Origin of the sequence: Bradyrhizobium sp. 192 (genome assembly GCF_023100965.1) — a bacterium.
Classification (GTDB): Bacteria; Pseudomonadota; Alphaproteobacteria; order Rhizobiales; family Xanthobacteraceae; genus Bradyrhizobium; species Bradyrhizobium symbiodeficiens.
Genome location: NZ_CP064690.1, coordinates 409,275 through 422,700, shown reverse-complemented (window position 1 = coordinate 422,700; position 13,426 = coordinate 409,275). Strand labels below are relative to the sequence as shown.

At 63.8% G+C, this 13,426-nt stretch carries 14 protein-coding genes; 8 read left to right on the top strand and 6 right to left on the bottom strand.

Features of this window, described 5'->3' with window-relative positions:
• Nucleotides 1-15: 15 nt before the first annotated feature.
• A complete protein-coding gene (locus tag IVB24_RS01965; RefSeq protein ID WP_247771895.1) occupies nucleotides 16-1,545 on the bottom strand; it encodes a malonyl-CoA synthase in 1,530 nt (509 codons plus the stop codon).
• 85 nt (nucleotides 1,546-1,630) lie between these two features.
• Here IVB24_RS01965 and IVB24_RS01960 point away from each other — a divergent pair, with 85 nt between their 5' ends.
• The 4 genes from IVB24_RS01960 (at nucleotide 1,631) to IVB24_RS01945 (ending at nucleotide 4,826) form a co-directional block, all read left to right on the top strand.
• Nucleotides 1,631-2,392, top strand: a complete 762-nt coding sequence (locus IVB24_RS01960; protein ID WP_247771894.1) for an SDR family oxidoreductase — start codon at nucleotides 1,631-1,633, stop codon at nucleotides 2,390-2,392.
• Nucleotides 2,393-2,666: 274 nt separating this feature from the next.
• Complete coding sequence (locus tag IVB24_RS01955; protein WP_094972694.1) at nucleotides 2,667-3,221, top strand: fasciclin domain-containing protein; 555 nt, start codon at nucleotides 2,667-2,669, stop codon at nucleotides 3,219-3,221.
• A gap of 181 nt (nucleotides 3,222-3,402) precedes the next feature.
• Nucleotides 3,403-4,032 carry a cytochrome b/b6 domain-containing protein gene (locus tag IVB24_RS01950; protein ID WP_247771893.1) on the top strand — a complete coding sequence of 210 codons (630 nt, stop codon included), beginning with the start codon at nucleotides 3,403-3,405 and terminating at the stop codon, nucleotides 4,030-4,032.
• A gap of 11 nt (nucleotides 4,033-4,043) precedes the next feature.
• Nucleotides 4,044-4,826, top strand: coding sequence for a molybdopterin-binding protein (locus IVB24_RS01945; RefSeq protein WP_094972696.1), 783 nt, complete (start codon nucleotides 4,044-4,046; stop codon nucleotides 4,824-4,826).
• 53 nt (nucleotides 4,827-4,879) lie between these two features.
• On the opposite strand, the gene IVB24_RS01940 is transcribed toward IVB24_RS01945, so the two are convergent.
• Complete coding sequence (locus IVB24_RS01940; protein ID WP_247771892.1) at nucleotides 4,880-6,082, bottom strand: YbfB/YjiJ family MFS transporter; 1,203 nt, start codon at nucleotides 6,080-6,082, stop codon at nucleotides 4,880-4,882.
• A gap of 249 nt (nucleotides 6,083-6,331) precedes the next feature.
• Here IVB24_RS01940 and leuB point away from each other — a divergent pair, with 249 nt between their 5' ends.
• A complete protein-coding gene (gene leuB, locus IVB24_RS01935) occupies nucleotides 6,332-7,444 on the top strand; it encodes a 3-isopropylmalate dehydrogenase (RefSeq protein ID WP_247771891.1) in 1,113 nt (370 codons plus the stop codon).
• 133 nt (nucleotides 7,445-7,577) lie between these two features.
• Entirely contained in the window at nucleotides 7,578-8,228 is a 651-nt protein-coding gene (locus IVB24_RS01930; RefSeq protein ID WP_247771890.1) for a DapH/DapD/GlmU-related protein, read from the top strand.
• 157 nt (nucleotides 8,229-8,385) lie between these two features.
• Here the strand turns inward: IVB24_RS01930 and IVB24_RS01925 are convergent, their stop codons facing one another.
• Complete coding sequence (locus tag IVB24_RS01925; protein ID WP_247771889.1) at nucleotides 8,386-8,802, bottom strand: helix-turn-helix domain-containing protein; 417 nt, start codon at nucleotides 8,800-8,802, stop codon at nucleotides 8,386-8,388.
• 94 nt (nucleotides 8,803-8,896) lie between these two features.
• Here IVB24_RS01925 and IVB24_RS01920 point away from each other — a divergent pair, with 94 nt between their 5' ends.
• The gene (locus tag IVB24_RS01920) at nucleotides 8,897-9,961 is read left to right on the top strand and encodes an SDR family oxidoreductase (RefSeq protein ID WP_247771888.1); all 1,065 of its coding nucleotides are present in this window, start codon (nucleotides 8,897-8,899) and stop codon (nucleotides 9,959-9,961) included.
• A 262-nt stretch (nucleotides 9,962-10,223) separates the two neighbouring features.
• Here IVB24_RS01920 and IVB24_RS01915 read toward each other — a convergent pair whose 3' ends face one another.
• Nucleotides 10,224-10,646 carry a hypothetical protein gene (locus IVB24_RS01915; protein ID WP_106947165.1) on the bottom strand — a complete coding sequence of 141 codons (423 nt, stop codon included), beginning with the start codon at nucleotides 10,644-10,646 and terminating at the stop codon, nucleotides 10,224-10,226.
• 112 nt (nucleotides 10,647-10,758) lie between these two features.
• Nucleotides 10,759-11,553 carry a hypothetical protein gene (locus tag IVB24_RS01910; RefSeq protein ID WP_247771887.1) on the bottom strand — a complete coding sequence of 265 codons (795 nt, stop codon included), beginning with the start codon at nucleotides 11,551-11,553 and terminating at the stop codon, nucleotides 10,759-10,761.
• A 116-nt stretch (nucleotides 11,554-11,669) separates the two neighbouring features.
• On the opposite strand from IVB24_RS01910, the gene IVB24_RS01905 reads away from it, so the two are divergent.
• A complete protein-coding gene (locus IVB24_RS01905; protein WP_140481882.1) occupies nucleotides 11,670-12,704 on the top strand; it encodes an aspartate-semialdehyde dehydrogenase in 1,035 nt (344 codons plus the stop codon).
• A 61-nt stretch (nucleotides 12,705-12,765) separates the two neighbouring features.
• Here the strand turns inward: IVB24_RS01905 and IVB24_RS01900 are convergent, their stop codons facing one another.
• Nucleotides 12,766-13,410, bottom strand: a complete 645-nt coding sequence (locus IVB24_RS01900) for a carbonic anhydrase (RefSeq protein ID WP_094972703.1) — start codon at nucleotides 13,408-13,410, stop codon at nucleotides 12,766-12,768.
• Between the last annotated feature and the right edge of the window lie 16 nt (nucleotides 13,411-13,426).

The following is a 13,426-nucleotide window of genomic DNA, read 5'->3' as shown; positions in this document are numbered from 1 at the left end:
CCGGAGCGATCGCCCCTATTTTTTCGCGTAAATGTCCTTGTACGTATCGCGCAGCACGTTCTTCTGCACCTTGCCCATCGTGTTGCGCGGCAGTTCGTCGACGACGAAGACGCGCTTGGGCATCTTGAACTTCGCGATCCGCCCGTCGAGCGCGTGCAGCACGGCGGCTTCAGTGACATCGGCGCCCTTGTTGCAGACCAGCACCGCCGTAACGCCTTCGCCAAAATCGGCATGCGGCACGCCGATCACCGCGGATTCCACCACGCCCGGCATGGCGTCGATCTCGCTCTCGATCTCCTTGGGGTAGACGTTGAAGCCGCCCGAGATCACGAGATCCTTGCCGCGGCCGAGAATGTGGACGTAGCCCTTGCCGTCGATCTTGCCGAGGTCGCCGGTGATGAAGAAGCCGTCGTCGCGGAATTCGGACTTGGTCTTCTCCGGCATGCGCCAATAGCCCTTGAAGACGTTCGGGCCCTTGACCTCGATCATGCCGATCTCCTCGCGCGGCAGCTCCTTGCCGGTCTCGGGCTCGGTCACGCGCACGGAGACGCCGGGCAAGGGAAAGCCGACTGCGCCGGGCACGCGCTCGCCGTCATAGGGATTCGACGTGTTCATGTTGGTCTCGGTCATGCCGTAGCGCTCGAGCACGGCGTGGCCCGTCCGCGCCGACCATTCGCGATGGGTCTCCGCCAGCAGCGGCGCCGAACCCGAGATGAACAGCCGCATGTGCTTCGTGGTGTCGCGCGATAGCGCGGAATTCTGCAGAAGCCGCGTGTAGAAGGTCGGCACGCCCATCAACACCGTGGCCCGCGCCATCAGCTTGATGATCAAATCCGGGTCGAGTTTCGGCAGGAAGATCATCGAGGCGCGTGCGAACAGCGTCACGTTGGTCGCCACGAACAGGCCGTGCGTATGATAGATCGGCAGTGCGTGGATCAGCACGTCCTTGTCGGTGAAACGCCAGTAGCCGACGAGCGAGAGCGAATTGGACGCCAAATTGTCATGCGTCAGCATCGCGCCCTTGGAGCGCCCTGTCGTGCCCGAGGTGTAGAGGATCGCGGCGAGATCGTCGTTTGCGCGCGCCACGGTCGCGAATTCGGGGCTCGCCTTGTCGGCGGCTTCCGTCAGCGAGCCTTTGCCGTCGGCTCCGAGCGTCTCGATCTTGGCTTTCACCTTGGCGGCGATCGGGGCGAGGCCCTCGGCCTTTGAGGGATCGCACACCACCAGCGAGGGCTCGGCGTCGCCGATGAAGTAGTCGAGCTCGTTGAGCGTATAGGCGGTGTTGAGCGGCAGATAGACCGCGCCGGCCCTCACAGTGCCGAGATACAGCACGATATTGGCGACGGACTTTTCGACTTGCACCGCGACGCGATCGCCCGGCTTCACGCCGCGCGCGACCAGCACATTCGCCATCTGCCCGGCCCGCGCGATCAGATCGCCATAGCTGATATGGCCGCTGTCATGCGTCTCGATCGCAAGGCGCGCAGGGTTGTCGAGGCCGTCGAACAGGCGGGAAAACAAATTGGCGTTGGCAGCTGGGTTCATGCAACATTCCTCACCGGCGAAGGCCGGTCAAACCGAGGGCTGGATTAGCAAAAACCGCCCCGATGAAGCAACGGAGACAGTTTGCATGTCAAAAAACGGGAAACGCGTGGCCTGGGTCACGGGTGGCGGCAGCGGGATCGGGGAGGCCGGCGCCGAGGCGCTGGCTGCCGACGGCTGGACGGTGGTGGTGTCGGGCCGGCGGAAGGACGCCCTGGATGCCGTCGTGGCGAAGATTACCGGGGCCGGCGGGTCGGCGGAGGCCATCGCCCTCGACGTGTCCAATGCTGCCGAAGCCCAAAAGGCGGCCGACCAGATTGTTGCAAAGCACGGCCGCATCGACCTCCTGGTCAACAATGCCGGTATCAATGTCCCCAAGCGCAGTTGGAAGGACATGGAACTGGAAGGCTGGGACCAACTGGTCCAGGTCAATCTCAACGGCGTGCTCTATTGCATGCGCGCGGTGCTGCCGACCATGCGCAAGCAGCAGGACGGCGCGATCATCAACGTCTCGTCCTGGGCCGGCCGCCATGTGTCGAAGATGCCGGGCCCGGCCTACACCACCACCAAACATGCGGTGCTGGCGCTGACCCATTCCTTCAACATGGACGAATGCGTCAACGGCCTGCGCGCCTGCTGCCTGATGCCGGGCGAGGTGGCGACGCCCATCTTGAAGCTGCGCCCGGTGGTGCCGAGCGATGAGGAGCAGGCGAAGATGCTGCAATCCGAAGACCTCGGCCGCACCATCGCGTTCATCGCGAGCATGCCGGCCAGAGTTTGCATCAACGAGGTGCTGATCAGTCCCACGCATAATCGCGGATTCATCCAGACGCCGAACAACAGGGACTGAGGCGCGACGACCGCGCGGCAATCTTCCCTCGTCGTCCCGGATCTGCGCTGTGCTTGTCCGGGACGACAGTGTGGGACGTTCACGCACCCCACGAATTCGCCACTCCATAGTTTCACGCATCACAAAGAATTTTTCTCCGAAACCGCACGGTGAACCCTCCCGTAGTTCGGTGCAACGACGGCGCTGCTGCTTCACGCCAAAAGGTCGCAGCTGCCGTTGTTACCCCAACTCAAGACCGGCCATCGCCGGTTACAATTCAATCGGGAGACCTTCCATGTCGAAGCGCATTGCCTATCTCGCTGCCGCCGCCTTCAGCGCCATGGCCATCACCGCGACCGTCGTCGCGCCTGCCCGCGCCGAGGAGAAGACCGTCATGGTCGGCGGCGCCGCGATGTTCCCGTCCAAGAACATCGTGCAGAACGCGGTCAATTCGAAGGACCACACCACGCTGGTGGCGGCGGTGAAGGCGGCCGGCCTGGTGCCGACGCTGGAAGGCAAGGGTCCTTTCACCGTTTTCGCGCCGACCAACGCCGCCTTCGGCAAGTTGCCGGCCGGCACCGTCGACAATCTGGTCAAGCCCGAGAACAAGGCGACGTTGACCAAGATCCTCACTTACCATGTCGTCCCCGGCAAGCTGGAGGCCTCCGACCTCACCGACGGCAAGAAGCTGAAGACCGCCGAAGGCGAGGAACTGACGGTGAAGAAGCAGGACGGCAAGGTCTGGATTGTCGATGCCAAGGGCGGCACCTCGATGGTGACGATCCCCAACGTCAACCAGTCGAACGGCGTCATCCACGTGGTCGACACCGTGCTGATGCCGGCGTCGTAACGCCGCACGCTCCTGTTTCATCCCGACGGGATGCTTCGAAACGGCGAGCCGGGGATGCCCGGCTCGCCTTTTTGTGACCACCATAGCCTGACGGCATCGGTTCAATGGCTGATAAGGGCGTAACGAAAGCCGGCGGCCCGGCGTATAATTGCCAACACACGATCCCCAGGACGGAACCATCATGGCGAGCCTCACAGTTTCCGACGAGCAGGTCAGTGCCGCCCTGGCCAAAGTGATCCAGCCGGCCTGGGTCCGCGTCATGCACTGGGTCAATGCGTTGGCCATGATCCTGATGATCCTGTCGGGCTGGCAGATCTACAACGCCTCGCCGCTGTTCGGCTTCAGCTTCCCGCGCGAGTACACGCTCGGCGGCTGGCTCGGCGGCGGGCTGCTCTGGCACTTCGCGGCGATGTGGCTGTTGATGATCAACGGCCTCGCCTATCTCGTCACCGGATTCGCCACCGGCCGCTTCCGCAAGAAGCTGTTTCCAATCACCGCGTCGGGCGTGCTTCACGACGTCAGGGCTGCGCTGACCTTCAAGCTCGGCCATGACGACCTCACCGTCTACAATTACGTGCAGCGCCTGCTCTATGCCGGCATCATCGTGGTCGGCGTGCTGATCGTGCTGTCGGGCCTCGGGATGTGGAAACCGGTGCAACTGCATTGGCTGGTGATGCTGTTCGGCGACTATCCGACCGCACGCTATGTCCACTTCTTCTGCATGGCCGCGATCTGCGCCTTTCTCGTCGTTCACGTCCTGCTCGCGCTGCTGGTGCCGAAGAGCCTGCGCGCCATGATCATCGGCCGTTAAGGGAGCAAGTGATGGCAAAGCGTTCATTCCTGATCCCCGGCGTCGACAAGCGGCTGCTGATCAAGGACTCCATCAAGACCATGCCCGACGTGACCCGCCGCCGCTTCATCGCGGGCGGCGCCAGCCTGGGCGCGCTGACGCTGCTCACCGGCTGCGACGTGGTCGATTCGTCCTCGGCTGAAAACATGTTGGCCCAGATCTCGAAATTCAACGACGCGGTGCAGGCCTTCATCTTCAATCCCGATGCGCTGGCGCCGACCTTTCCCGAGAGCGCGATCACGAAGCCGTTTCCGTTCAATGCCTATTACGATCTCGACGATGCACCCGATATCGACGGCAAGGACTGGAAGCTCGAGGTCCGCGGCCTGGTCGAGAACAAGAAGTCCTGGACGCTGGACGAACTCTACAAATTGCCTGAGGTCACGCAGATCACCCGCCACATCTGCGTCGAGGGCTGGAGCGCGATCGGCAGCTGGACCGGCACGCCCTTGCGCGATTTCCTCAAGCTGATCGGTGCCGACACGCGCGCCAAATACGTCTGGTTCCAGTGCGCCGACAAGGACGGCTACAATTCGCCTCTGGACATGCGCAGCGCGTTGCATCCGCAGACCCAGATGACGTTCAAATACGCCAACGAGATTCTGCCGCGCGCCTACGGCTTCCCGATGAAGATCCGCGTGCCGACAAAGCTTGGCTTCAAGAACCCGAAATACGTCGTCTCGATGGAAGTCACGAACGACTACAAGGGCGGCTACTGGGAAGACCAGGGGTATAATTCGTTCAGCGGGAGCTGAGAGGGCGAATAGCGAATGGGGAATGGCGAATAGGTCAACGCATTCGCCACTCGCTATTCGCTATTCGCCGCTTTCGGCCCTACCTTCCGCTGGCACAACGCCGCGACCGCCCCCAGCGCCAGCAATGCCGCCGATACATTGAGCGCGTAGCTCAAGCTCCCCAGCGCGTCGGTGATCGCGCCGACCACGATCGGCCCGAGCGTCTGGCCGACGCCGAACGAGATCGTCATCGCCGCGATCGCGGTCGGCCACATCGCCGGCGGATAGTTGAAGCGCACGAAGGCGGTGGTCGAGCCGACCACGGCGAAGAAGGCGACGCCGAACACGATCGCCGAGACCGCGAGCCATGCCGGCGAATGTCCGAGCATCGGCAGCGCCGCACCGAGCGCGTTGGTGCCGAGGATGATGGCGGTAGCCAATCCGCCGCGATCGAGCGCCAGCACGCCGCGCCAGGCCCAGGGTGTCACGAAAGCGGACAGGCCGATCAGGCCCCAGAACGCGGCCTGCGCCGTGGCCCCTCCGCCGCCGTCGCGCACATAGGCGATCATGAAGGTCATGTAGGCGATGTAGCCGGCGCCGAACAGGAAGTAGCCGGCGAGATAGATCAGCACGGGGAAAACCGCGAACGACGCGCGGCTGCCCTCGGAGAAGCGGACGCTGCTCTCGATGCGGATCAGGAACAGCGGGATCGTCATCGTGACGGACAGCAGCGTCAGCGCCCACCACACGATCCACCATGAGCCGGGCCCGAAATATTGCAGCGTGAACGGGGCGATCAGCCCGGAGGACAGAATGCCGATGCCGGGCCCGGCATAGAACAGGCTGAGCAGGAAGTTGGCCCGCTCGGGGCGCGACTGGGCGATGGTCGCCGCGAGCGCGCCCCCGGCGACGAACCCGGCCGCGGCGCCGAGGCCCAGCACGAGGCGTGCCAGGCTCAGCGCGACGAAATTCCCCGTCAGCGCGCAAACGGCGAGCGCCGCGACGCAGGCCACAGTTCCGCCGCGGATCGCGGCCGCCCAGCCGACGCGCTGGATCAGGCGCGAGGCCACGAGCGCGCCGACGAGATAGCCGACGGCGTTGATGGTGTTCATGAATCCGGCCGCCGAGTAGGACCAGCCGAGGTCCTCCCGCATGTCCGGCAGCACCAGGGCATAGGCAAAGCGGCCGATGCCGAGCCCGACGGTGGCCGCCAGCGACAGCGTCAGGATCAGCCGCGCGGGATGCGCGTCGGGCGGGGGCGGGTCAGTTGCGTGCAAGGGGGTACTCCGGCGTCCTGCACTGTGGCAGGCCCCGCCCGCCTTGCACAGCCGCGCCGCGGCAATGGTGTCTTGCCAAGCACGCAACGCCGCTCTAGCAATCCGGCCGATCGTCATTCCGGGGCGCGCCCCCTTTGGCGCGAGCCCGGAATCCATTTTTCCGCTTGCGCCGTGGCCCGATGGATTCCGGGCTCGCTCGCTTTGCTCGCGCCCCGGAATGACGACAGAGGATTGAGAAGGAAATCGACTATGGCGACCCACAATCTGCTGCTGCTTCCCGGCGACGGTATCGGCCCCGAGGTGATGGGCGAGGTGAAGCGGCTGATCGACTGGCTCAATTCGGCCGGGATCGCCAAGTTCGAGACCGACACCGGCCTCGTCGGCGGCTCCGCCTATGATGCGCACAAGGTGTCGATCTCCGAGGGCGACATGGCCAAGGCGCTTGCCGCCGATGCCATCATCTTCGGCGCGGTCGGTGGTCCGAAATGGGACGCGGTGCCTTACGAGGTGCGCCCGGAAGCCGGCCTGCTGCGCCTGCGCAAGGATCTGGCTTTGTTTGCCAACCTGCGTCCCGCGGTGTGCTATCCGGCGCTGGCCGATGCCTCCAGCCTGAAGCGTGAGGCGGTCGAAGGCCTCGACATCATGATCGTGCGCGAGCTCACCGGCGGCGTCTATTTCGGCGAGCCCAAGACCATCACCGATCTCGGCAACGGCCAGAAGCGCGCCATCGATACCCAGGTCTACGACACCTATGAGATCGAGCGCATCGGCCGCGTCGCCTTCGAGCTTGCCCGGAAGCGCAAGAACAAGGTGACGTCGATGGAGAAGCGCAACGTCATGAAGTCGGGCGTGCTCTGGAACGAGGTCATGACCCAGGTCCACAAGCGCGAATACCCTGACGTCACGCTCGAGCACCAGCTCGCCGATTCCGGCGGCATGATGCTGGTGAAGGCGCCGAAGCAGTTCGACGTCATCGTCACCGACAATCTGTTCGGCGACATGCTGTCCGACATCGCCGCGATGCTGACCGGCTCGCTCGGCATGCTGCCGTCGGCCTCGCTCGGCGAGGTCGACGTCAAGAGCAAGAAGCGCAAGGCGTTGTACGAGCCGGTGCACGGCTCGGCGCCTGATATCGCAGGCCAGGGTCTCGCCAATCCGATCGCGATGATCTCGTCCTTCGGCATGGCGCTTCGCTATTCCTTCGACATGGGCGCGCTCGCCGACAAGGTCGATGCAGCGATCGCCGCGGTGCTCGCCAGCGGCCTGCGCACCGCCGACATCAAGTCGGAGGGCACCATTGCCGCCTCGACCACGCAGATGGGCGAAGCGATCCTGAAGGGATTGCAGAAGCTGCACGCGTAGGCAGACGCACCGCTATCGTAGGGTGGGCAAAGCGCTAGCGTGCCCACCGCTTCTATCGCGATTGCCGCGAGATGGTGGGCACGGCGCTTCGCGCCTTTGCCCACCCTACGGCACCTGCTCTCGGAGCCACCTCATGGATGCCTCGCCCCGCCCCAAGATCGCGGAAACTATCATCCATGACACGGTGCGCCAGCGCGAGGCGCAGATCGGGCGGCGCTGCGAAATTCTCGCAAACACCCGCATCGAATATGCCTCGCTCGGCGACTACTCCTATCTCGGCGAGAATTGCGAGGTCGCCGACGCGGAAATCGGAAAGTTCACGGCCATCGCCAATTCGGTGCGGATCGGTGCGCCCAATCATCCGATGGGACGGCCGTCGCAGCATCGCTTCACCTATTGCCCGGAATATTACGAGGCCGGCGTGACGCGCGACCGCGACTTCTTCGCGGACCGTCGCGGCGACCGGGTGATCGTCGGCAATGATGTCTGGATCGGGCACGCCGCGATCTTGCTGCCGGGCGTCACCGTCGGCGACGGCGCGGTGATTGCCGCGGGCGCGGTCGTCAGCCGCGATGTCGAGCCCTACACGATCGTCGGCGGCGTTCCCGCGCGCCCCATCCGCCAGCGCTTTCCTGCTCCAGTCGCGGACAGCCTGCGCCGCATCGCCTGGTGGGATTGGCCGGACGAACTCATCTTCGAGCGCCTCGGCGATTTCCGCTCGGAGGCGATCGAGCAATTTTGCGCGCGTTACGACCCGGATTTTGCTCCGGTCGCTGAATCGTAGGGTGGGTCAGGCATACTGTTGGATCGCTTTGGTCCGCGTCGCGTCCAGAGTGCATTGCTCTTGGTTGCCGCTGCTGGCGCAGGACTATTCGCGCGTCGCTGAAGGACATCGATCCGGCTCCTGTCCGAGCCAGCGTCCGAAATATGTCGCAGCCCCTTCAGATTTCGCGGCCCTTATCAGTCTGTACCCTCTCCCGATCGGACAAGCGACGAGAGGTTGGCCGGCTGACAAGGGCGTCCAGGGCATCGGCGTTACCGCGGCCCCAGCTGTAGAGGAGTTCGATCGGTTCAACGAAGCGCGTCCCAAGCGGCGTCAGCCTATACGCCACCGCCGGGGGTATCGTGCCTCTGACATGACGGAGGCCGCTGCCTTCCATCTCCCTCAGCGTCTGGGTCAGCATCTTCTTGGAGATGCCAGGAATGCTGCGCTGGAGTACGCCAGTGCGAGCGGCACCATCCAATCGGACATGGAGAACATGGAGAATCATGCTGGTCCATTTCGTCGAGAAAACTTCTAGTACGCGTCGCGGCGCACAATCCTCCCGCCACTCGTCGTCCGGCGTGCCTTCCTTCATGCTGGTTACCTCGTGGTGTCTATGTCCCCAAATGGTGCCGTCTAGAACGCTCGACAAGGCTCTCTAATTACCAAGCTTACGAGAGGAGCTCAGGATGACAGGGAACGCGTTGGTCGTGGGCGTGAGCGGGATTGTCGGAAACGCAATTGCGGCGCTTCTGGCGGAAGATGGATGGACTGTGCATGGTCTTGCGCGTCGTCCCGTTGAGCAGGCCGGCGTCAGGCCGATCGCGGTCGATCTTCAGGACCCGGTCGCGACGGTGGCAGCGTTAAAGGGGTTGCAGGTCGACGCGGTGTTCATCACCAGTTGGCTCCGTCAGGACAGCGAAGCCGAGAACATCCGGGTGAACTCGGTCATGGTCCGCAATCTGCTGGATGGCCTTAGCAACTCGGGCCGGACGCCGCGCCATGTCGCGCTGGTGACGGGTCTGAAGCACTATCTCGGGCCTTTCGAAGCCTATGGGAAGGGCTCGCTGCCGCAGACGCCATTTCGCGAGGATCAAGGCCGACTCGACATTGCCAACTTCTATTATGCGCAGGAGGACGAGGTGTTCGCGGCTGCCGAGCGTGACGGCTTCTCCTGGAGCATCCATCGGCCGCACACCGTGATCGGTAAGGCCGTCGGCAACGCGATGAACATGGGGACGACGTTGGCCGTTTACGCCACGATCTGCCGCGAGACCGGTCGGGCCTTCCGCTTTCCTGGTTCGCAAGCGCAGTGGGATTGTCTTACCGATATGACCGATGCGCGGCTGCTCGCCCGTCATCTCCTGTGGGCGACTGGGGCGCCCGGCGCTGCGAACCAGGCGTTCAATGTCGTGAATGGCGACGTTTTCCGCTGGAGATGGATGTGGGGACAGATCGCCAACTGGTTTGGCCTGGAGCCAGGGCCATTCGATGGCAGCATCCTGCCACTCGAAGAGCAGATGAAGCACGATGCTCCCGTTTGGCGGCGCATTTCGGAGCGAGAAGGGCTGGCCGAGCCAGATCTCGATCGCCTTTCGTCGCCTTGGCACACGGATGCCGATCTCGGTCGGCCGATCGAAGTCGTGACCGATATGTCGAAGAGTCGACGGCTTGGCTTCACCGCCTACCAACCGACGGACGACGCCTTCTTCGTTCTATTCAAGCGCCTGCGGGAGGCTCGCTTGATCCCGTAGGCCGGGTCTGTTCTGGCGAGCGCGTCGGAGGATGGCGCCGACGAGATAGGACAGGCGGCTCACGCGCCCCCGAACTTCCAGAGGCGAATTGCCTCGTTGTCAGCGACTTGCGTGGGATCGGCCTGGTCTCTGCAGGGATTGCGGGCGTCGCCCTGCTGACGGACGACCCCGCGCAATCCGCCCAGCTGATTCACCTATAGAATCTCATAAAACAAAAGGCCGGGCGTGAGCCCGGCCTTTTGATTCGGTCGCAACGTCCGCCTCAGTACAGCGGGAAATTCTGCGGATAGCCGCCGACATCCTGCGGCGGGCTGAGCGGCTGGCGATCAATCGGACGGTTGAGGTTTTCGCGCGCGAAGGACGGATAGCCCACGGCCGGCGGGAAGGCGTAGTCGGAGAATTTGCGGTCGCCCGGATTGACTTCGGTGCCGCCGTCGAGCCAGGAGCGCTTGCTGACATAGATGCGGGTGCGGCCCTGCTGGTAGACGGCGTTGGGGCCGCTCGGGCCGTAATAATGCCGGCCGCGCTCGTCATAGCGCTTGGTCTTGTTGTCGGCCGAGGCGGGCGTCACGAGGGACGTTGCAATCACGGCGCCCGCTGCAAGCATGGTCGCCAATTTGGCAGAGAATTTCGAGCTCATCACGTCCCCTTCAGGCGGCAGGCCGCCAGTCGATTTCATCCCCATACTAGCCCGGCCGGGGTGAGCGCAACTAGGTCTATTGGGTCACACCAGCTTGGAATAATCGTGCGCCCTGGCAAAAGTTGCATCAATACCAGCTACTTGAGCTTGATACGGGTCAAAGCGCCCCGCGCAACTGCGCATTCGCCGCGCCCAGCAGCCAGTCCGGCGAGCCCGCGGGGTCGCAAGCACGGCGCTTCAGCTCGGCGCGGGCGAACAATTCCGCCAGCTTCGGCTCGTTGCCCGAGGCGAGCTGCGTCAGCCGGTTCAGCGTGCAGGCGATCGCCGCACGCCGGGCGGGCATTGTATCGCCCTGGCAGGAGAAGCCGGAGATTTGCAAGCCCGGCGCCTCGTTGCGCTTGAGGTAGCCGAGGCAGGCCGGCGTCCCCTTGTCCGTGCCGATCGGCCGGAACAGGGCGACGGGGCCGAATTTCGTCTCGATCAGACCGGCTTGCTCGAGCGGGGTGCCCGCCCCGAGGCCCATCTGGACGGCGAGGTCCATCGCGACAGGACGGGCCACGTCGAATTCGCCCCCTTCCCGATAGATTTCGAGCTCGGCCAGCGGCTGGTCCGCCGCACTCGTCCAGCGCATGACGTCCTTGCGGCCGCCTTCAGGATGCCGAAGGATGGTGTAAGAGGCTGTTTTTTCTGATGAATTGATCCGGCTCAAAACGAAGGCCGGGTGCGATCGGTCGGCCGTGCTCCAGCCCGGCTTCAGCGCCGGCTCGCCGTCGCGCAGTTCGGGCAGCTGGCCGAGCGCAGCGAGGGCGAGGATGGCAAACAAAGCGAGCGTCCCCACATAGGCAATCAGGCGCGCCAGCGTACCGATCACCTCGTCGGCGAAGGCTGCCAGCGTCAGATAGAGACTGGTCCGGGTGGGGATTGCGGCCGTGCCGGCCTCGAGCGACTGCATCCACGTCCCTCAGGCATGGTCCAACGTTGTCTTGCGGCTGGTTCTCGCATAGAAGCGCTGCTCTTCCTGTTTAAGCGTCAGCTTCGGGAACGGGCTATTTCATCGGAGAGTGAACGATGGGTTACAAAGTCGCAGTCGTCGGCGCGACCGGCAATGTCGGACGGGAAATGCTCAACATTCTCGACGAGCGCAAATTCCCCGCGGACGAGGTCGTGGCCCTGGCCTCACGCCGCAGCGTCGGCGTCGAAGTCTCCTATGGCGACCGGACCCTGAAGTGCAAGGCGCTCGAGCATTACGACTTCTCCGATGTCGACATCTGCCTGATGTCGGCCGGCGGCGAGGTGTCGAAGGAATGGTCGCCGAAGATCGGCGCCGCCGGCACTGTCGTGATCGACAATTCCTCGGCCTGGCGCATGGACCCGGACGTGCCGCTGATCGTTCCCGAAGTGAACGCGGATGCGACGGCCGGCTTCAAGAAGAAGAACATCATCGCCAACCCGAACTGCTCGACCGCGCAGCTCGTGGTCGCACTGAAGCCGCTGCACGACAAGGCGACGATCAAGCGTGTCGTGGTCTCGACCTATCAATCGGTGTCGGGCGCCGGCAAGGACGCGATGGACGAGCTGTTCTCGCAGACCAAGGCCGTCTACACCAACAGCGAGATCGTCAATAAGAAGTTTCCCGCGCGCATCGCCTTCAACATCATCCCCCAGATCGACGTCTTCATGGAGGACGGCTACACCAAGGAAGAGTGGAAGATGATGATGGAGACCAAGAAGATCCTTGATCCCAAAATCAAGCTCACCGCGACCTGTGTGCGCGTGCCTGTCTTCGTCGGCCATTCCGAAGCGGTCAACATCGAGTTCGAGAATCCGATCACCCCGGATGAAGCGCGCGACATCCTGCGCAAGGCGCCCGGGTGCCTCGTCATCGATAAGCACGAGCCCGGCGGCTACGCCACGCCGTACGAAGCGGCCGGCGAGGACGCCACCTATATCAGCCGCATCCGCGAGGACGCGACGGTGGAGAACGGCCTCGTGCTGTGGTGCGTGTCCGACAACCTCCGCAAGGGCGCAGCCCTCAACGCGATCCAGATCGCGGAAGTCCTGATCAACCGCAAGCTGATCAGCGCGAAGAAGAAGGCGGCGTAAGATAGGCGAATGGGGAGTAGCGAATGGCGAGTGGGGCTTTCCATTCGCTACTCGCCATTCGCTATTCGCCCTCGCGCGCGTTCTTGAATTCCTTGCTCGCCTTGTCGAGCACGAACAGCGATCCCTCCGCGACGCCGAAATAGGCGCCGTGGGTCTGCATCTGGCCGCTGTCGACCGCCTTGCGCACGAACGGGAACGTCATCAGGTTTTCCAGGCTGCGGAACACCGCGGCCTTCTCGATGCGCTCGACGAATTGCGCCATGGTCTCGTGGTCGCGCTGCTCGACCACTTCGCCGGGCTTGATGAACATCTGCATCCATTTGCCGATGAAGTCGCCGGGCGTGAGCGGCTCGATCTTGTCGACGAAGGCGCGGATGCCGCCGCATTGCGCGTGGCCGAGCACCACGATGTGCTTCACCTTCAGCACCGTCACTGCGTATTCCAGCGCGGCCGAGACGCCGTGCGCGTTGCCGTCGGGCTGATACACCGGAACTAGGTTGGCGATGTTGCGGACCACGAACAACTCGCCGGGGCCGACGTCGAAGATCACCTCGGGCGAGACGCGGCTGTCGCAGCAGCCGATCACCATCACTTCCGGAAACTGCCCCTTCACGGAGAGCTCGCGGTAGCGGCTCTGCTCGGTCGGCAGCCGCTGGGTGGCGAAGGCCTGATAGCCTTCCAGCAAATGCTTCGGGAATGTCATCATGGCCTATGCCTAATCA